The 16,146-nt window shown below is 63.6% G+C and carries 18 protein-coding genes; 7 read left to right on the top strand and 11 right to left on the bottom strand.

What is annotated here, in order from left to right:
- Positions 1-2 precede the first annotated feature (2 nt).
- Entirely contained in the window at positions 3-530 is a 528-nt protein-coding gene (locus tag AC4HIX_RS17075; RefSeq protein ID WP_490399853.1) for a L,D-transpeptidase family protein, read from the top strand.
- Positions 531-539: 9 nt separating this feature from the next.
- Here the strand turns inward: AC4HIX_RS17075 and AC4HIX_RS17080 are convergent, their stop codons facing one another.
- Positions 540-908 carry a hypothetical protein gene (locus tag AC4HIX_RS17080; protein WP_490399854.1) on the bottom strand — a complete coding sequence of 123 codons (369 nt, stop codon included), beginning with the start codon at positions 906-908 and terminating at the stop codon, positions 540-542.
- Positions 909-1,123: 215 nt separating this feature from the next.
- Here AC4HIX_RS17080 and AC4HIX_RS17085 point away from each other — a divergent pair, with 215 nt between their 5' ends.
- The 4 genes from AC4HIX_RS17085 (at position 1,124) to AC4HIX_RS17100 (ending at position 5,333) form a co-directional block, all read left to right on the top strand.
- Positions 1,124-2,098, top strand: coding sequence for a glutathione S-transferase family protein (locus AC4HIX_RS17085; RefSeq protein ID WP_490399855.1), 975 nt, complete (start codon positions 1,124-1,126; stop codon positions 2,096-2,098).
- Between the two features lie 149 nt (positions 2,099-2,247).
- Complete coding sequence (locus tag AC4HIX_RS17090; RefSeq protein ID WP_490399856.1) at positions 2,248-3,210, top strand: threonine-phosphate decarboxylase; 963 nt, start codon at positions 2,248-2,250, stop codon at positions 3,208-3,210.
- Positions 3,207-4,118, top strand: coding sequence for an adenosylcobinamide-phosphate synthase CbiB (cbiB, locus tag AC4HIX_RS17095; protein WP_490399857.1), 912 nt, complete (start codon positions 3,207-3,209; stop codon positions 4,116-4,118). Before AC4HIX_RS17090 ends, cbiB begins: the two co-directional genes overlap by 4 nt.
- Before the next feature lie 45 nt (positions 4,119-4,163).
- On the top strand, positions 4,164-5,333 hold the full coding sequence (locus AC4HIX_RS17100; RefSeq protein WP_490399858.1) for a lytic murein transglycosylase: 1,170 nt from the start codon (positions 4,164-4,166) through the stop codon (positions 5,331-5,333).
- On the opposite strand, the gene AC4HIX_RS17105 is transcribed toward AC4HIX_RS17100, so the two are convergent.
- The 4 genes from AC4HIX_RS17105 to AC4HIX_RS17120 all read right to left on the bottom strand — a co-directional run bounded on the left by AC4HIX_RS17105 (position 5,330) and on the right by AC4HIX_RS17120 (position 11,098).
- On the bottom strand, positions 5,330-5,674 hold the full coding sequence (locus AC4HIX_RS17105) for a hypothetical protein (RefSeq protein WP_490399859.1): 345 nt from the start codon (positions 5,672-5,674) through the stop codon (positions 5,330-5,332). The genes AC4HIX_RS17100 and AC4HIX_RS17105 overlap by 4 nt on opposite strands.
- Before the next feature lie 70 nt (positions 5,675-5,744).
- Entirely contained in the window at positions 5,745-6,212 is a 468-nt protein-coding gene (locus tag AC4HIX_RS17110; RefSeq protein WP_475049174.1) for a YbjN domain-containing protein, read from the bottom strand.
- Between the two features lie 56 nt (positions 6,213-6,268).
- Positions 6,269-9,724 (bottom strand): chromosome segregation SMC family protein, encoded by a 3,456-nt coding sequence (locus AC4HIX_RS17115; RefSeq protein ID WP_490399860.1) that lies wholly within the window; start codon positions 9,722-9,724, stop codon positions 6,269-6,271.
- A 165-nt stretch (positions 9,725-9,889) separates the two neighbouring features.
- On the bottom strand, positions 9,890-11,098 hold the full coding sequence (locus AC4HIX_RS17120; protein ID WP_490399861.1) for an aminotransferase-like domain-containing protein: 1,209 nt from the start codon (positions 11,096-11,098) through the stop codon (positions 9,890-9,892).
- Between the two features lie 158 nt (positions 11,099-11,256).
- Here AC4HIX_RS17120 and AC4HIX_RS17125 point away from each other — a divergent pair, with 158 nt between their 5' ends.
- Entirely contained in the window at positions 11,257-12,027 is a 771-nt protein-coding gene (locus AC4HIX_RS17125; protein ID WP_475049170.1) for a FadR/GntR family transcriptional regulator, read from the top strand.
- A gap of 71 nt (positions 12,028-12,098) precedes the next feature.
- Here AC4HIX_RS17125 and AC4HIX_RS17130 read toward each other — a convergent pair whose 3' ends face one another.
- Positions 12,099-12,641, bottom strand: a complete 543-nt coding sequence (locus AC4HIX_RS17130) for a winged helix-turn-helix transcriptional regulator (protein ID WP_490399862.1) — start codon at positions 12,639-12,641, stop codon at positions 12,099-12,101.
- 39 nt (positions 12,642-12,680) lie between these two features.
- Here AC4HIX_RS17130 and AC4HIX_RS17135 point away from each other — a divergent pair, with 39 nt between their 5' ends.
- Positions 12,681-13,061: a VOC family protein gene (locus AC4HIX_RS17135; RefSeq protein ID WP_490399863.1), complete on the top strand. Its 381-nt coding sequence runs from the start codon at positions 12,681-12,683 to the stop codon at positions 13,059-13,061.
- Between the two features lie 196 nt (positions 13,062-13,257).
- Here AC4HIX_RS17135 and AC4HIX_RS17140 read toward each other — a convergent pair whose 3' ends face one another.
- The 5 genes from AC4HIX_RS17140 to AC4HIX_RS17160 all read right to left on the bottom strand — a co-directional run bounded on the left by AC4HIX_RS17140 (position 13,258) and on the right by AC4HIX_RS17160 (position 15,964).
- Positions 13,258-13,818: a F0F1 ATP synthase subunit B gene (locus AC4HIX_RS17140; protein WP_475049162.1), complete on the bottom strand. Its 561-nt coding sequence runs from the start codon at positions 13,816-13,818 to the stop codon at positions 13,258-13,260.
- Positions 13,819-13,822: 4 nt separating this feature from the next.
- Entirely contained in the window at positions 13,823-14,371 is a 549-nt protein-coding gene (locus tag AC4HIX_RS17145) for a F0F1 ATP synthase subunit B' (RefSeq protein ID WP_259958056.1), read from the bottom strand.
- 88 nt (positions 14,372-14,459) lie between these two features.
- The gene (locus tag AC4HIX_RS17150) at positions 14,460-14,696 is read right to left on the bottom strand and encodes a F0F1 ATP synthase subunit C (RefSeq protein ID WP_008553903.1); all 237 of its coding nucleotides are present in this window, start codon (positions 14,694-14,696) and stop codon (positions 14,460-14,462) included.
- 88 nt (positions 14,697-14,784) lie between these two features.
- Positions 14,785-15,588: a F0F1 ATP synthase subunit A gene (locus AC4HIX_RS17155; protein WP_027235612.1), complete on the bottom strand. Its 804-nt coding sequence runs from the start codon at positions 15,586-15,588 to the stop codon at positions 14,785-14,787.
- 40 nt (positions 15,589-15,628) lie between these two features.
- Positions 15,629-15,964, bottom strand: coding sequence for an AtpZ/AtpI family protein (locus AC4HIX_RS17160; RefSeq protein WP_490399864.1), 336 nt, complete (start codon positions 15,962-15,964; stop codon positions 15,629-15,631).
- Positions 15,965-16,146 lie beyond the last annotated feature (182 nt).

The following is a 16,146-nucleotide window of genomic DNA, read 5'->3' on the forward strand; positions in this document are numbered from 1 at the left end:
CCATGAAGCGCCTGCTGCGCCTCCTGGCGCTGGTTGTCCTGACCGGCGCCGCCTGGGCCGCTTGGCAGGCCTTCGCTCCACGCCCGATGCCGCCGCAGGCCACCGCCGTGGACCGGATCGACCGTATCCTGATCGAGAAATCCGCCCGCCGCCTGACAGCCAGCCGCGGCGGCGAGACGGTGCTGGAATTTCCCATCGCGCTGGGATTCGAACCGGCGGGCGACAAGTTTCAAGAAGGCGACGGCAAAACCCCTGAAGGCACATTCCTGATCGACCGGCGCAACCCAAACAGTGCCTATCACCTGTCGCTGGGGATCAACTACCCCCAGCCCGAGGACCGTGCCCGCGCGCAGGCCGCAGGGGTCAGCCCCGGCGGTGATATCTTCATTCACGGGCAGCCGAATTCGGTGGGCAGCCTGATCACCCTGCCCGGCGACTGGACCGCCGGCTGCATCGCCGTCAGCAATGAACAGATGGAAACGCTCTGGCGCCTGGCACAGATCGGAACCGAAGTGGAAATCCGGCCCTGATCTGCCGCCTTAGATCTTGCCCTGTGATTGGTCAAAGGGGATCAGCCCGGCGGGAGCGTCCGGCGACTTGTAGAAATCCAGCGGCGCCGTGTCGGAGGCAAGCGTCGAACGCTTGAACTCATACCGCATCTCGCCGCCCTCTTCCTCGCTGGCAACAATCAGGCATTGCGACAGGTGGCGGGCCCCTTCGTAAATGTCCACCAGCCCGCGCAGCATCGGCGCGGTATCCGCCTCAACCGAGAACCCCGTCTTCCAGATCCGCAGCACCGGATACAGCTCATTATCCGCCATCACCCGCAGCCGGCTCTTCTTCCGCATCCCCTGCAGGCGGGCGGTGTCCAGCGCTTCCTGCACAGCTTTGGGAACGTAGGTATTCATAGCAGCAGCCTTCCAATCGCTTGGTTTGTCACGGGTCCGTCCTATCAACGGTGCGTCACAAATAGATAAAATCAAGTGAACATTTTCGGAAATTTCACGGCAGCGCAACTTTGTTGCGCTTGTGCAGTGGCGCAGAGGCCTTGCGCGCTGCGCTGCATAGGCGCACGGCCCCGCCATGCCTATGTTTGAACCGCACAGCAGCAGGAGCAGACACGATGGGCCTTTTGATCGACGGGAAATGGCACGACCAATGGTATGACACCGATTCTACCGGCGGCGCCTTCAAACGCAGCGAATCGCAGTTCCGCAACTGGATCACCGCAGACGGCAGTGCAGGCCCCTCGGGCGAAGGCGGCTTTCCGGCGGAAAGCGGGCGCTATCACCTGTACGTGTCGCTGGCCTGCCCCTGGGCGCACCGCACCTTGATCTTCCGCAAGCTGAAAGGGCTGGAAGACCATATCTCCGTCTCTGTGGTGCATCCCGACATGCTGGGTGAAGGCTGGACCTTCGAGACCGATGAACACGGCGCCACCGGTGATTCGCTATTCGGCAGCTCCCATCTGCACCAAGTCTACACCCGCGCCGATTCCGGCTACACCGGCCGGGTGACTGTACCGGTTCTGTGGGACAAGACGCGAAATACCATCGTCTCCAACGAAAGCTCCGAGATCATCCGGATGTTCAATTCGGCTTTCGACGGGCTCACCGGTAACACCGATGACTATTGGCCGGAAGAGCTGCGCGAGCCGATCGAAGCGGTGAACGCCCGTGTCTACAGCACCGTCAACAACGGCGTCTACAAAAGCGGCTTTGCCACCTCGCAAGAGGCCTATGACGCCGCAGTGGAGCCGCTGTTCGAAAGCCTGGATTGGCTGGAGGACCTGCTGTCGCAGCACCGCTACCTGCTGGGCAACCGCATCACCGAGGCCGACTGGCGGCTGTTCACAACCCTCCTGCGATTCGACCCGGTCTACCACGTGCATTTCAAGTGCAACCGCAAGCGGCTGGTGGATTACCCGAACCTCTGGGGCTACACCCGTGAGCTGTACCAGTGGCCCGGCGTGGCTGAGACCGTCGGCATGCACCACATCGTGCGCCACTATTACTACAGCCACGACACCATCAACCCGCAGCGGATCATCCCGGTCAATCCCAGGATCGACTGGATGGAACCGCACCGCCGCGGCTGACCCCTGCGACCTGACGCCACCTGGCGTCAGATCCGCCTTTCCTGCATCAAATAGGGAGTTCCCGCACTGAAATTGTTGCTTTAAGAAACGGGTAATCTCATATGGCAAACGATCAGCCTGGAGAGGAATATCCACCGGTGACGCCCGTGATGCCCGAACGCCTGCATGAAAACGCAACCCCGCCCCGGGACCACGGCGGCAACCTCAGCGCGGCGATGGCCGAATTTGGCGGCAGCCGCAACGGCTGGATGGACCTGTCCACGGGCATTAATCCGCACCCCTACCCGCTGCCGGAGTTCACCGCAGGCGACTGGGGGGCGCTGCCGGATGCCGATGCCCTGGCGGAGCTTGAGAACGCAGCGCGAGCTTTCTGGAACATTCCGGAGGAGGCCGCCGTTCTGGCCGCGCCAGGTGCTTCGGCGCTGATTGCCGCCCTGCCCGCCCTGGCCGCACCGCGCTGGGTGCAGATCTCCAAGCCCACCTACAACGAACACGCCGCCTCCTTTGAAGCCCGCGGCTGGAAGATCCGTGTTGACGGCCCCGCCGAGGCCCGGGTCGTGGTGCATCCGAACAATCCGGACGGCCGCCTGTGGAGCGAAGAGAATCTCACCTCGCCGCTCACCATCATCGACGAGAGCTTCTGCGACGTCTGCCCGGATCAGAGCCTGATCCGGATGGCTGCCCGTCCCGGCTTCATCGTTCTGAAAAGCTTCGGCAAATTCTGGGGCCTCGCGGGGATGCGGCTGGGCTTTGCCATCGGCGACCCTGAATTGATCGCCAAGCTTGCCACCTGGCAGGGCCCCTGGGCCGTCTCTGGTCCCGCGCTGCGCACCGGCGCGCTGGCCTTGCGGGACCGCCCATGGGCCGAGGCTAGCCGCACCCGCCTTCGGGAGGATGCGGCCCGGCTGGATGAGCTGGTGCTGGCCAAGGGCGCCAGCCTGGCTGGCGGCACCGACCTGTTCCGGCTCTATAACGTCGAGGACGCCGCAACCTGGCAGCGCAAGCTGGCCCGCGCCCATATCTGGAGCCGCATCTTCCCCTATTCCCGAACCTTTCTGCGCCTCGGCCTGCCGCCTTCGGACGGCTGGGCGCGGCTGGAGGCGGCGCTATGAGCACTGCTGCGATGCTGGTTGTTGCGCTGCTGCTGGATGCCGTCTTTGGCGAACCGAAATGGCTGTGGTCCCGTTTTACCCACCCCGCAGTTCTGATGGGCAAGGCAGTTGGCTTCCTGGACCGCAAGCTCAACACCGGCAGCAACCGCCGCGCTCAGGGCGTGCTGGCGGCTGTGGCGCTGGTCCTGGGCGGCTATTTCGCGGGCAAACTGCTGGCGCTGCCCGGGGCGCTGGTGGAAATTCTGGTTGCCGCCGTCCTGATCGCCCAGCGGTCGCTGACCGAACATGTCACCGCGGTCGCCAAGGGGCTGCGCAGCAGCTTGGCGGAAGGCCGCGAGGCGGTGGCGATGATCGTCAGCCGCGACACGGGCTCCATGTCCGCGCCGCAAGTTACGCGCTCCGCCATCGAAAGCGGGTCGGAAAACCTGTCCGACGGTGTCATCGCGCCCGCCTTCTGGTTCCTGATCGCTGGACTGCCGGGGTTGATCATCTACAAGATGATCAACACCGCCGACAGCATGATCGGCTATCGCAATGACCGGTACAAAGACTTTGGCTGGGCTTCCGCCCGGCTGGACGACCTACTGAACCTGATCCCGGCGCGTCTGACCGGCCTGCTGATCGCCCTGGCCGGCGGCCAGTTGCGCCACTGGAGCGCCATCGCCGCCGACGCCCGCAAGCACCGTTCCCCCAACGCCGGCTGGCCTGAGGCTGCCATGGCGCGGTCGCTGGACACTGCCCTGGCCGGCCCGCGCTCCTACGACGGCCAGATGCGCGACTTTCCTTGGGTCCACGCCGAAGGTGCCAAAAGCGCCAGCGCCGAAACCATCACCCGCTCCGTTACCCTTCTCTGGCAAACTTGGGCAATTGCCTTGGCTCTGGCCATTGCCATTACCTTGATTCTCTAGCAAATAGGGTCACGTGGGAGCGGAAAGACAAGGAGCGCCGAAGCCATGCGCCTATTGCCCTTTGCCCTCGCGGTGGGCCTGCTGCCAGCGGCGGCCGCAGCCCAATGCGGCGGCGGCTTTCAGAATTTCGTCAATCTTTTGAAAGACGAGGCGGTCCAGGCCGGCTACGGCATGAGCACGGTTAACGCCTTCTTCGACGGCACCCGACAGGACCGCCGGGTGCTTGAGGCCGACCGGGCACAGGGGGTATTCCAGAAGCCCTTCACAGATTTTTCCCGCCGCCTGATTTCGCAAGACCGCCTGCGGCGCGGTCTGCAGATGTCGCAAAAGCACGACAGCACCTTCCAGCGGATCGAAAGCACCTACGGCATCAGCCGCGGCGTACTGCTGGCCTTCTGGGCGTTCGAGACCGACTATGGCGGCTATCAGGGCGATTTCAACACGCGAGACGCGCTGGTGACGCTGGCCCATGACTGCCGCCGCCCGGAGCTGTTCCGGCCGCAGGTCTTTTCGGCGCTGGAGATGTACCGGCAAGGCAATTTCGACCCCAAGCGTACAACCGGAGCCTGGGCGGGTGAAATCGGCATGGTGCAGATGCTGCCCAGCGATATTCTGGAGCACGGCGTCGATGCTGATGGCGACGGCAAGGTCAGCCTGAAAACATCTGCCGCCGATGCGCTGATGTCCGGCGCCCGGATGCTGTCGCACCTGGGCTGGCAGCCGGGGCAGCCCTGGCTGCAGGAAGTCACCATCCCCGACGGGCTGGACCTGTCGCTGACCGGAACCGCCCGCAAGAAAACCGTGGCGCAATGGCGTGAACTGGGCGTTTCAGCCCGCGAAGGCAGCTTGCCCGATCCCTCCATGCGCGCCTCCCTTCTGCTGCCGCAGGGCCACAAAGGGCCGGCTTTCCTCGCCTACCCCAACTTCGATGTCTACTTCGAGTGGAACCAGAGCTTCACCTACGTGCTGACCGCCGCCTATTTCGCCAACCGGCTGGAGGGCGCAGAGGTCTACCACGCCGGCAAGCCCGAAAGCGGCTTGACCGGCACTCAAATGAAGCAGCTGCAACAGAAACTGCAGGCACGCGGCCACAACGTCGGCGATATCGACGGCATCCTCGGCGCCCGCACCCGGCTTGCCGTTCAGAAAGAGCAGAAACGCCTCGGCCTCCCCGCCGACGCATGGCCCACCCCTGCGCTGCTGAAGGGACTTTAGCGCACCGGGAACCGCTCACCTTTCTCGGTGATCAGGATCACCCGGCTGCCGTTGCGGACGTACAGATCGCAGCGGGCGAACCCATTGGCGAAATCGACGCAAATGCTGCCATCCTCGGCAATCCGGTAGCTGCCCCAGGCAGTGCCGCCGCCGTTCTCCAGCGAATAGGTGTAGGAATAGGCGCCATCGCGGCCAAAAAGCGACTCGCCGCCGTCATAGAACCGGAAGGACTGCCCGGCCAGCGCCTCCAGTTCAGTGCGTGCGAACGGGGCATCGCCCGGGCGCAGTTCCCAGTCCGCGGCCTGAGCTGTGCCAGCCGCCAGGCAAACAATAAGGGGCATGATCCAATTCATGCCCCCACCCTAACGCTTGTATTTTCAACCGGCCGTCACGATGCGGTGACGGCGGCACTTACCAGTCGATAAAGGTCTCGAAGTCCTGCATCGCCCGGGTCCACAGGCTCACCGCCTGCGCAAAATCGTCCGGGCTCATGCCGTCGTCGCCAAGAAACAGGTCCATCTCGATCCGCGCCGAGCCTTCCTCGGAGATGTAGCCGCGGGCAAAGCGGTTCTCGGTGTTCCACTCGTTGATCTTGGCCAGGCGCACGCTGCCTTCGGTCTGGTAACCTGAGAAAAACTGGATGGCGTCGCAGTCGACGTTGTTGTCGCAGCCGTAGTAATAGACAGAAAAATCGTTTCCGTAATACTCGACCTTGACGTTCGGATCGCCGACGCTGTCGGTGGTCAGCTCCACCTTGGCGCCTTCATCCTTAAAAAAACCGGCAACGCTTTCCCCGGTCTTGGCCACCACATTCTGGGCCGCCGCCGCAACCGGCAGCATCAGAACCGCAGAGGCGGCAATTGCCTTGAGCATATTCATTTGCATCTCCCAATAAACTTTGCACGCCTTCGCCTATCCCCGCGGCGCCGGCCTGCTCAGGCCACCATCGCCTCTGCCTTCTTCAGGTCAACGGAAACCAGCTGGCTGACGCCTTTTTCCTGCATGGTGACGCCGAAAAGCCGGTCCATCCGCGCCATTGTCACCGCGTGGTGGGTGATGATGAGGAACCGTGTGTCGGTCTGGCGGCACATCTCGTCCAGCAAGTCGCAGAAACGGGTGACGTTGGCATCGTCCAGCGGCGCGTCGACCTCGTCCAGCACACAGATCGGCGCCGGGTTCGACAGGAATACCGCAAAGATCAGCGCCATCGCGGTCAGCGTCTGCTCGCCGCCCGAAAGCAGCGACAGGGTCGACAGCTTCTTGCCCGGCGGCTGGCACATGATCTCAAGCCCCGCATCCAGCGGGTCGTCGCTTTCGACCATCACCAGATTGGCCTCGCCGCCGCCGAACAGATGGGTGAACAGCATGGCAAAGCTGTTGTTCACCTGCTCGAACGCTGTCAGCAGCCGTTCGCGGCCCTCGCGGTTCAAACTGGCAATCCCGTCGCGCAAGGTCTTCACCGCGCCTTCCAGGTCCAGCTTCTCCGCCACCAGCGTATCGTGCTCGTTCTGCACCCCGCGGGCGTCCTCCTCGGCACGCAGGTTCACCGCGCCCAAGGCGTCGCGCTGGCGCTTGTAACGGTCGACATCCGCTTCCAGGCTTTCCGAAGGCGGCATTTCGTCCGGTGACACGCCCAGTTTCTCCAGCAGCGCCTGCGGCGTGATCTGCTGTGCCTCGATGATCCGGCCCGCGGCCTGCGTGACCGCGTCCTTGGCCGCGTCACTGCGCGCCTCGGACCGTGCCCGCGCCTCGCGCGCCTCAGAGGCCAGCCGTTCGCACTCACGCTCCTTGTGCACCGCCTCGCGCAGTTCGGCCTCAGCAGCGATCAGCGCCTCGGTCCCGGCAGACTTACGCGCTTCCGCCTCAGAGATCGCCTCGTTCAGCTCATCCCGCTTCTCGGCGATTTCCTCTGGGACCGCATTGGCTTCTTCCAATTCCTCCTGCGAGGCCTCGCGGCGCTCCGCCAGTTCCTCGATCCGCTGCTTGGCGCTGTCCAGCCGGTGGCGCCAGCCCGACAGCTCCTTGGTCACCTCTTGCGCCCGCTTGGTGCGCGCTTCGCCCTCGCGGCGCAGCTCGTCATGGCTGGAGCGGTGGGTCAGCATGGTGATCCGCGCCGCCTCGACCGACTGCTTGATTTCCTCAACGGCCCCGCGCGCCTGATCCAGATCGCCGAGCTCGCCCAAGGCATTCTCCGCCTCTTTCAGCTGGAGGCCCGCATTCAGCGCGTCTTCTTCGTGGCGGGAGACCGCAATGCCCAGTGTCTCGAGCTTGGCCTCCGCAAGATTGCGGTCCGCCTCGGCCCGGCTCAGCGCGCGGGCCGCATCGGCCACCCGCTGATCTGCAACCCGGCGCGCCTGGCGGGCGTTCTGGTCGGCTTGCGTCACCTCTTCCAGCTTGCGCAGCAGCATTTCATGCGCGTCGCGGGCACCGTCGGCCTTGGCGCTGACGCGCTCCATGTCCTGCTTCAGCGCCTCCAGCTTGTTAAGCTGCTCCAGCCGCAGCGCGGCAGCGCTCGGCGCATCCTCGGCCCAGGCCCGGTAGCCGTCCCAGCGCCACAGGTCGCCCTCAACCGTCACCAGCCGCTGCCCCGGCTTGAGCTGCGCCTGCAGCCCGGCGGCAGCATCGCCGTCCACCAGACCGATCTGCGCCACCCGGCGCGACAGCGCCTCCGGCCCGGAGACAAACAGCGCCAGCGGCTGCACGCCCTCCGGCAGCGCCGCGTCGTGGTCATAGCCCGGCAGGGACACCCAGCCGGTCGGCCCGTCCGCCTCCGCCAGCGGCGCCCGCAGATCATCGGCCAGAGCCGCCCCCAGCGCCTTTTCATAGCCCGGCGCCACGGTCAGCTCGTCCAGGATCTGGCCGCCCTCCGCGGTGTCGCGCTCCACCAGCTTGGCCAGCGCAGTCACCTCGGCGCGCAAAGCGCCCAGCTCCCCCTCGGCCTCTGACCGCTGCGAGCGCGCCTCTGCTTCAAGGCTTTGGGTCTCCGTGCGCAGCTCGTCCGCGGCAGCCAATGCCTCCTCCGCCACTTCAGAGGCCTCGCGGGCCTCTTCCTCGGCGGTCACGGCTGCTTCGAACTTCTCCGAGGCCAGCTCCAGAGCCTCGCGCGCCTCGCCCTGCGCGGCACGGGCCTTTTCCGCCTCGGCCTCAGAGCGGCCAAGCGCCCGCTGGCAATCCTCGACGGCGCGGCGCGCCGACTGGTGCCGGGCCGCCAGACGGGCGACATCTTCGGTCACCTGCGCCAGATGGTCCTCGCGCGCCTGCAATATCGAGCCCGCATCGCGCGCCAGCTCCGCCGCCTCCGCCAGACGGCCATCGTGCCCCTCGCCGGCCTTTGACAGCTCGCGCTGCTCCCATTCCAGCCGCTCGATGGTTTGGCCCGCGTCGTTGTTCAGACCGGACTCGCGCTCGATATCATTGCCCAGCTGGACAATCCGGCTGCTAAGCCGCTCAATGGCTTGACGCGCCTGCGCCTCCTGATCGCTCAGCGAATCCCGCTGCACCACCAGCCGCTGCAGGATAGCCGCAGCAATCGCCTCCTCCTCGCGCAGGGGCGGCAGCTTTTCCTCGAACGTGCCACGCTGCGCCGCCGCCGCGCGCACCAGCGCCTCGGCCTTGGACGCCTGCTCGACACGCACCCGCAGCTCATCCTCGGCAGTCAGCCGCGATTCATCCGCCTCGCGCCAGCGCCGGTACAGCAGCATGCCTTCCGCCAGCCGCAGCTTCTCACCAATCTCGCGGTAACGCTGCGCCTGCCGCGCCTGCTTGGCAAGCTGCGACAGCTGCGCCGCCAGCTGCTCGATCACGTCATCGACGCGCAGCAGATTGGCCTCGGTGTTCTTTAGCTTCAGCTCCGCCTCGTGGCGCCGCTGATAGAGGCCGGAAATCCCCGCCGCTTCTTCCAGAATCCGCCGCCGCGCCTTGGGCTTGGCGTTGATCAGCTCGGCAATCTGGCCCTGCCGCACCAGCGCCGGCGAATGCGCACCCGTCGAGGCATCGGCAAACAGCATCTGCACGTCGCGCGCCCGCACGTCCTTGCCGTTGGATTTATAGGCGCTGCCGACATCGCGGGTGATCCGGCGCACGATTTCCAGAATGTCGCTATCATTGAACCCGGAGGGCGCCAGCCGTTCCGAGTTGTCGATCTGCAGGCTCACCTCGGCAAAGTTGCGCGCGGGCCGCGACGAGGTGCCGGCAAAGATCACATCCTCCATGCCGCCGCCGCGCATCGCCTTGGCGCGGGTCTCGCCCATCACCCAGCGCAATGCCTCCAGAAGATTGGATTTGCCGCAACCGTTTGGACCCACAACCCCTGTCAGCCCATCGGCTATGACCAGTTCGGTAGGATCAACAAAGCTTTTGAAGCCGTTCAGCCTGAGCTTGGAAAACCGCAAAGCTGCCCCTTCGTGATTCCGTATCGAGAAAGTTCAGCGGTTACTACCTGTTGAGTCAACGCTCCGCACCCCCAAATCGGGGCGAATTCTGTTCAAACCACACCATATCTTGTGGATAACCCGCAGGTTCCGGCGGTGTTTTGCCCAGCCGCAGGCTGTCCGGCCTCAGACAGACCGCAACAGCCGCCCCAGCCGGGCAATCCCTTCCTCGATAGCCGTATGGTTGGAATTGGAGAAGCTCAGCCGGATCGTGTTCTGACCGCTGCCATCGGCAAAAAACGCCTGCCCGGGGACAAAGGCCACTTTCTCCGACTCCAGCGACCGCGCCAGCAGGTCCGCCCCGTTCATCCCCTCCGGCAGCGTCACCCAAACAAACATGCCGCCCTCGGGCCGGGTCCAGTCCACCCCCTCCGGCATGTGTTCCTCCAGCGCCGCCAGCATCACATCCCGGCGGCGCTGATAGACCGCGCGCAGCTGCTCCACATGCGCGTCAAAACAGGCTTCGGCAACACCATGAACGGCCATCTGGTTGATGGTCGACGTATGCAGGTCTGCCGCCTGTTTCAGCAGCACCATCTGCGAGATCACAGGCTTGGCCGCCACCGCCCAGCCGATCCGCAGCCCGGGTGCCAGCGTCTTGCTGAAGGTGCCGCAATAGACCGTCCGGCAATCCTCGATCGAGCCCTTCTGCTCCAGCTCCAGCGCCAGCACCGGCGGCACCGGCTCCCCGTCATAGCGCAGCGACTGATAGGCGGCGTCCTCAATGATGGCGCAGTCCAGCGTGTCCGCCAGCTCCAGCAACCGCAGCCGCCCGGCGCGGTCCAGCGTCTCCCCGGTCGGGTTGGCGAAGTCCGGCGACAGATAGGCAAATTTCACCGCACTGCCCGCCTCCGCCGCGCCCTCGGCATAGCTCTCCGCCGTGCGGTTGCCTTTCAGTGACAGCCGGTCATAGCGCGGCTCATAAGCGTTGAACGCCGCAAGCGCCCCCAGGTACGTCGGCCAGCCCACCAGCGCAGTGTCGGCAGGCGACAGGAACAGCTTGCCCAGGTAGTCTAGGGCCTGCTGAGAGCCGGAGGTGATCAGCACATTATCCGCCTCGCAGACAATCCCGATCTTCGCCATCTCCCGCACGATCCACTCACGCAACGGAAGGTAGCCCTCGCTCACCGAATACTGCAGCGCCAAAGCCTGCCGCTCCGGCGTCAGCGCCGCCTGGTAGGCCTCTGCAAACTCCTCCGCCGGGAACAGCGCCGGGTCCGGGATGCCGCCGGCAAAGGAGATGATGTCCGGCTGATCCAGCAGCTTCAGCAGCTCGCGGATTTCGGACGCCTTCATCCGCGCATTCCGGGTGGCAAAGATCTGGTTCAGCTGCATGCCTCTCTCCTCGCGTATGATCTAGGGTCACGGTAGGAGAGTGCAAAACAAAGTCAACAATGCTGACCTACTGTTACAGCCATCGTGATCCCTGCCCGCCCTTGCAGCTGCCTCTCGCGCGTGGTCATATGTTTTGACCAATTCAGAAGAGCGCCAAGATGCCGTTTCAGAAAGTCCAGCCCGAAAAACTCTCCGCCTCCGTCGTCAAGCAGATCGAGCAGCTGATCCTGCGCGGTATTCTTTCGCCGGGCGAGCGCCTGCCTGCCGAACGCGAACTGGCAGAGCGGCTGGGCGTCTCCCGCCCGTCCTTGCGCGATGCCATCGGCGAGCTCCAGGCGCGCGGCCTGCTGGCGTCCAAGGCCGGCTCCGGAGTGTTTGTCGCCGACGTTCTGGGCTCCGCCTTCTCGCCGGCCCTGATCCAGCTCTTCGCCACCCATGACGAGGCGGTGTTCGACTACCTCTCCTTCCGCCGCGACATGGAAGGGCTGGCCGCGGAACGCGCCGCCCGCTTCGGCTCCGACTACGACCTGCAGGTGATCCAGGCGATCTTTGAAAAGATGGAGGCGGCCGGTAATCCAGCCACCTCCGAGGAAGCCGCCAAGCTCGACGCGCAGTTCCACTCCGCCATCATGGACGCCAGCCACAACGTGATCATGCTGCACATGATGCGATCGATGTTCGACCTCCTGCGCGAGGGCGTCTTCTACAACCGCCGCATCATGTTCCAGCAGCACACCACCTATGAAGCGCTCTTGGAACAGCACCGCGCCATCAACGCCGCCCTGCAGGCCCGCGACCCGCAGGCCGCCCGCACCGCGGTCGAGGCGCATCTGGACTATGTCAAACAGGCCCTCACCGACCACCAGCGCGCCGAGCGCAACGCCGAAGTTGCAAAGCAGCGGCTGGAGCATGAGACAGGCAAGGGGTGACGATGAAGTTTAATGACCGATATGCCGGACGTACCAGACTTCCGTCGTATTTTTTCGAACGGCCGGTCCTGCTACTGGAAGCTGATTCCAGGTGCAGTGACCTGGCTTATCAGACCGCCCGTGTTCACCGCGCTATAGATTGACTTGGGCGGGCGGGCGGCTCCATCTACGCGGCGGCACACCCAGTTCCTTGCTTCCATTGATTTCAGTGACTGCGACAACGCCCGATCTGTTATCGACGGCAGGTGTCGCTTGATGTCGCTGAAATGGCTCGGTGTGTGGAGCGAAGTCAGAACCGGCACAGTCCATGACCGGCGCAGCAGTGGCCTGTCTTCCTCTGCAGAAACACTGTGGATCCTATTGGCGATGGCCGCGGCCGCCCCCCCCAACTGTGTGAGCCGGAATTCCGGGCGCAGCGGATGACCGTAACCAGGGTTTCGTTCAACCAGGCCCAGTTCGATCAAATGGTCCATACTTTGCCCAAAGGCGGTCCTGCTTGCACCGGTCGCAGCCAGTAGCGGAGCTTGCCGCCCTACGACACCTGAATGCAGATTCGACAGTATGGGCATTGCCCAAGCCCTTGAAGTGATGTTGACAAGCATTCCAATGTCCATAAAATATAGTTAGTATATTTTTATTCATAGGGAAAGCCCATGCCACTTGTTTCCGTAGACCACACCATCACCATCGCAATGTCAGTCAAGGATCGCCATGCAAGCGCAAAGTGGTACGAGGCCATGCTTGGATTTGAACTGCTCTACCATGCTGATGATGCAGGCTGGTCCGAGCTTCAGACGAACACGCCCGGTGTCGCTATTGGCCTTGGCGAACACACCCAGCCCGTGCCCGGCAATTGCGTACCAGTCTTCGGGATCTCGGATTTGGACTCTGCCCGGAAAAAACTGGAACAGGCCAAGGTCAGATTTGATGGCGAAACGGATGTCGTCGAAGGCATGGTCAAGACCGCAACATTCTACGACCCCGACGGCAACGCCCTGATGCTTGCTGAGGATTTGACCGGAGGAGCTGGATAATGCTTGGGTTGCTTATCGTCTCTGGAACGCGTGTGCTTCAGTCGGAAAGTGTTTTTCCCACTTAAATCGTTTTCCCATAGCTGCCGGTTAAGACCTTCACAGCATCGGTTAAAACTGGCTCAGAACACCCCTGCCAAAAACAAAAAACCCGGCCACTCGGACCGGGTTCTTTTACCTTGTCTGTATCGGCCAGAGCTTAGTGCAGCTTGGCGTCCACATCCGCGATGGCGGCGTCGATCAGCTTGTTGGCCTCGGCCGCGGTCATCTGCTTGGAGATCACCTCATCCGCTGCGGCAACAGCAATCGAGATTGCCTGGTCGCGAACTTCCTTCACAGCCGAAGCTTCTGCCGAAGCGATCTGCTCCTCGGCAGCCGCCAGACGGCGGGCGATGGAGGTTTCCAGATCCGCCTTGGCAACTTCCGCTGCACGGGCAGCCTCGTCACGGGCGGCAGCCACGATCTGATCGGCCTGGGTCTGAACTTCCTGCTGCTTGCGCTCATAAGACGCCAGAATGGTCTGGGCCTCTTCACGCAGCGCGCGGGCTTCGTCCAGTTCCTTCTGGATGGCCTCGGCACGGTTGTCCAGCTGGTTGCCCAGCAGACCCGGCACCTTGGCCAGCAGCAGGATGCCGACGAACAGAAGGAAAGCCAGCAGAACAACGAAATCGGTGTTGCCCAGCGACAGGAACGGGCCTTCTGCAGCCAGCGCCGGGCCGGCCGCGCCAAAGGTCAGGGCAAGAGCGAGAATATTGCGCATGTCCTTATCCTTTCGTCCGCTGTGCAACTGCCGAAGCAATTGCGTCTTTGTCTGCCGATCCGCCCAGCGCGGTCACCAGCGCCTCTGCGGTCTCGGTGGCAACAGCCTTGACGCTTTCCAGCGCGCCGGCCTTGATTTCGGCGATCGCCTTTTCGGACTCGGCAGCCTTGGCAGCGATCTGCTCGTCTGCTTTGGCGATGGCCTCGTCCAGCCCGGCCTGGATTTCTGCGCGGGTCTCAGCAGCGATGCGCTGAGCTTCTGCGCGGGCATCCGCCAGAGCCTTGTTATATGCGTTTTCGGCCTCGACAGCCTTGGCTTTCAGGTCTTCAGCCGCGGCGAGGTCGTTGGTGATGGTCCCCTGACGCTCGGCCAGCACCGCAGCGATGCGGGGCAGCGCGACGCGCGACAGAATGAGGTAGATCACGACCAGGGCAACCGCGAGCCAGAAGATCTGGTTCCCGAAGGTCGAGAAGTCCAGCTGAGGCATGCCCGGAGCAGACCCGTGCGCTGCGTCTGCCGCGCCGTGTGCTGCGTCTTGCGTATTAGATGCCATGTCGTCCTCCTTGGGAACTTGCCGTTACACCGGGCAGTGCAGGATCAAGCCGCACTGCCCGGCCGTAAGGAAATAGGTTCCTAAGGTCTTAGACGGCGAACATCAGCAGCAGAGCGACCAGGAACGAGAAGATGCCCAGTGCTTCTGCAAACGCGATGCCGATGAACAGGGTTGCGGTCTGGCCGGCAGCTGCCGACGGGTTGCGCAGAGCGCCTGCCAGGAAGTTGCCAGCCACGTGGCCCACACCGATTGCGGCTGCGCCGGAACCGATTGCTGCCAGGCCTGCGCCGACGAACTGACCGAGTTGTGCGATATCGCCTTCCATGATTTCTCTCCTTACGATGGAATGTGGTGATTTCTAGGGTGGGCAGGCCCCGTCAGGGCGCCGCCCGCTTAGCTTTCAGATCCTGGCCTTAGTGGCTCGGGTGCAGTGCGTCCTTCAGGTACACGCAGGTCAGGATGGTGAACACGTAGGCCTGGATGAAGGCCACCAGAACTTCGAGGGCGTAGACTGCGGTGATCGCGAAGATCGGCAGGAAGCTGAACAGGCCCAGGGCGCCAGCGAAACCTGCGAACACCTTCAGAACCGCGTGGCCAGCCATCACGTTACCAGCAAGACGGATGCTGTGGCTGACAGGGCGCACGAAGTAGGAAATCAGTTCGATGATGGCCAGGATCGGGCGGAGCGCCAGCGGCGCGCTCGACACCCAGAACAGGCCCAGGAAACCGGCGCCGTTCTTGACAAAGCCGACGATGGTCACGGTGAAGAACACCAGCGCCGCCAGGATCGCGGTGACCGCGATGTGCGAGGTGGTGGTGAAGGACATCGGGATCAGGCCCAGGAAGTTGGCCATCACGATGAACATGAACAGGGTCATGATGTAGGGGAAGAACTTGACGCCGTCCTTGCCGGCCACGTCTTCAACCATCTTGTAGATGAAGCCATAGGCCAGTTCCGCAACCGACTGGGTGCGGCCCGGCACGATGGCGCGGCGCGATGAGCCCAGCACCAGCAGGGCGAACACGGCCAGAACCGCCAGGCCCATCCACAGGGTCACGTTGGTCGGGGTGTACCAGGAGACGTGGTCACCGCCGAACAGCGGCTTCACGATGAACTGGTCCATCGGGTGGATCGCCAGCTTTGATTCCGCCGGAGCGAAAATCAGGCCCGACACTACGACCAGTGCCAGAACTGCGAAAAAGAAAATTTTGCCCATCGGTCCGCTTCTCCTGTCGCCGGCAGCCGATCCCGTCGGATCAGTCCCGGTCTTGCGCATTTTTTTCGGCCTCATCGGCCAGTTTCTTGTCCTGGATCTCCTGCGCGCTGCGAAGCATCGTCTTCACCCCGGCCGCAAGCCCCAGCAGTATGAACAGCACCATGAAGATCGGGAGCGTGCCAAACAGCAGGTCGAGCCCGTATCCGATGCCAAAGCCGATCGCGAGACCGGCCACCAATTCGATCACCATCCGCCAGGCGAGGTTCGCCATCGAATAATGCTCATCCACGCGCGGCTTGGGCTCCTGGGCCTTACGCGCCGCCGCCAGCTTCTCCTCCAGCTGCGCCATGCGCTGCTTTTGGTCGTCGTCGGTCACGGGCGCCATCCTCACGTGAATTTCTGTGAAGGGTGCTAAGGCCAAGGGGCTAAGGAGTCAATTACAAGGATTGAAGATTCAAATTCAGTTTAAGGCATTGAAAATAAACAAGCAAAACAGCAACAGAGAAGGCCGCGCCGCCGTGCCGCAGCCGCCGTTAGCGCCAAACCGCCCGGGATTCC

It is taken from the genome of Leisingera sp. (assembly GCF_982940295.1).

Bases quoted from the DNA above. Each gene is read 5' to 3' on its own strand.
- AC4HIX_RS17145 (WP_259958056.1), bottom strand. From the start codon at position 14,371: ATGGCATCTAATACGCAAGACGCAGCACACGGCGCGGCAGACGCAGCG.
- AC4HIX_RS17130 (WP_490399862.1), bottom strand. From the start codon at position 12,641: ATGGACATTGGAATGCTTGTCAACATCACTTCAAGGGCTTGGGCAATG.
- AC4HIX_RS17085 (WP_490399855.1), top strand. From the start codon at position 1,124: ATGGGCCTTTTGATCGACGGGAAATGGCACGACCAATGGTATGACACC.
- AC4HIX_RS17155 (WP_027235612.1), bottom strand. From the start codon at position 15,588: ATGGGCAAAATTTTCTTTTTCGCAGTTCTGGCACTGGTCGTAGTGTCG.
- AC4HIX_RS17090 (WP_490399856.1), top strand. From the start codon at position 2,248: ATGCCCGAACGCCTGCATGAAAACGCAACCCCGCCCCGGGACCACGGC.
- AC4HIX_RS17140 (WP_475049162.1), bottom strand. From the start codon at position 13,818: ATGCGCAATATTCTCGCTCTTGCCCTGACCTTTGGCGCGGCCGGCCCG.
- AC4HIX_RS17105 (WP_490399859.1), bottom strand. From the start codon at position 5,674: ATGCCCCTTATTGTTTGCCTGGCGGCTGGCACAGCTCAGGCCGCGGAC.
- AC4HIX_RS17075 (WP_490399853.1), top strand. From the start codon at position 3: ATGAAGCGCCTGCTGCGCCTCCTGGCGCTGGTTGTCCTGACCGGCGCC.
- AC4HIX_RS17125 (WP_475049170.1), top strand. From the start codon at position 11,257: ATGCCGTTTCAGAAAGTCCAGCCCGAAAAACTCTCCGCCTCCGTCGTC.
- AC4HIX_RS17110 (WP_475049174.1), bottom strand. From the start codon at position 6,212: ATGAATATGCTCAAGGCAATTGCCGCCTCTGCGGTTCTGATGCTGCCG.
- cbiB (WP_490399857.1), top strand. From the start codon at position 3,207: ATGAGCACTGCTGCGATGCTGGTTGTTGCGCTGCTGCTGGATGCCGTC.
- AC4HIX_RS17100 (WP_490399858.1), top strand. From the start codon at position 4,164: ATGCGCCTATTGCCCTTTGCCCTCGCGGTGGGCCTGCTGCCAGCGGCG.
- AC4HIX_RS17120 (WP_490399861.1), bottom strand. From the start codon at position 11,098: ATGCAGCTGAACCAGATCTTTGCCACCCGGAATGCGCGGATGAAGGCG.
- AC4HIX_RS17080 (WP_490399854.1), bottom strand. From the start codon at position 908: ATGAATACCTACGTTCCCAAAGCTGTGCAGGAAGCGCTGGACACCGCC.
- AC4HIX_RS17150 (WP_008553903.1), bottom strand. From the start codon at position 14,696: ATGGAAGGCGATATCGCACAACTCGGTCAGTTCGTCGGCGCAGGCCTG.
- AC4HIX_RS17135 (WP_490399863.1), top strand. From the start codon at position 12,681: ATGCCACTTGTTTCCGTAGACCACACCATCACCATCGCAATGTCAGTC.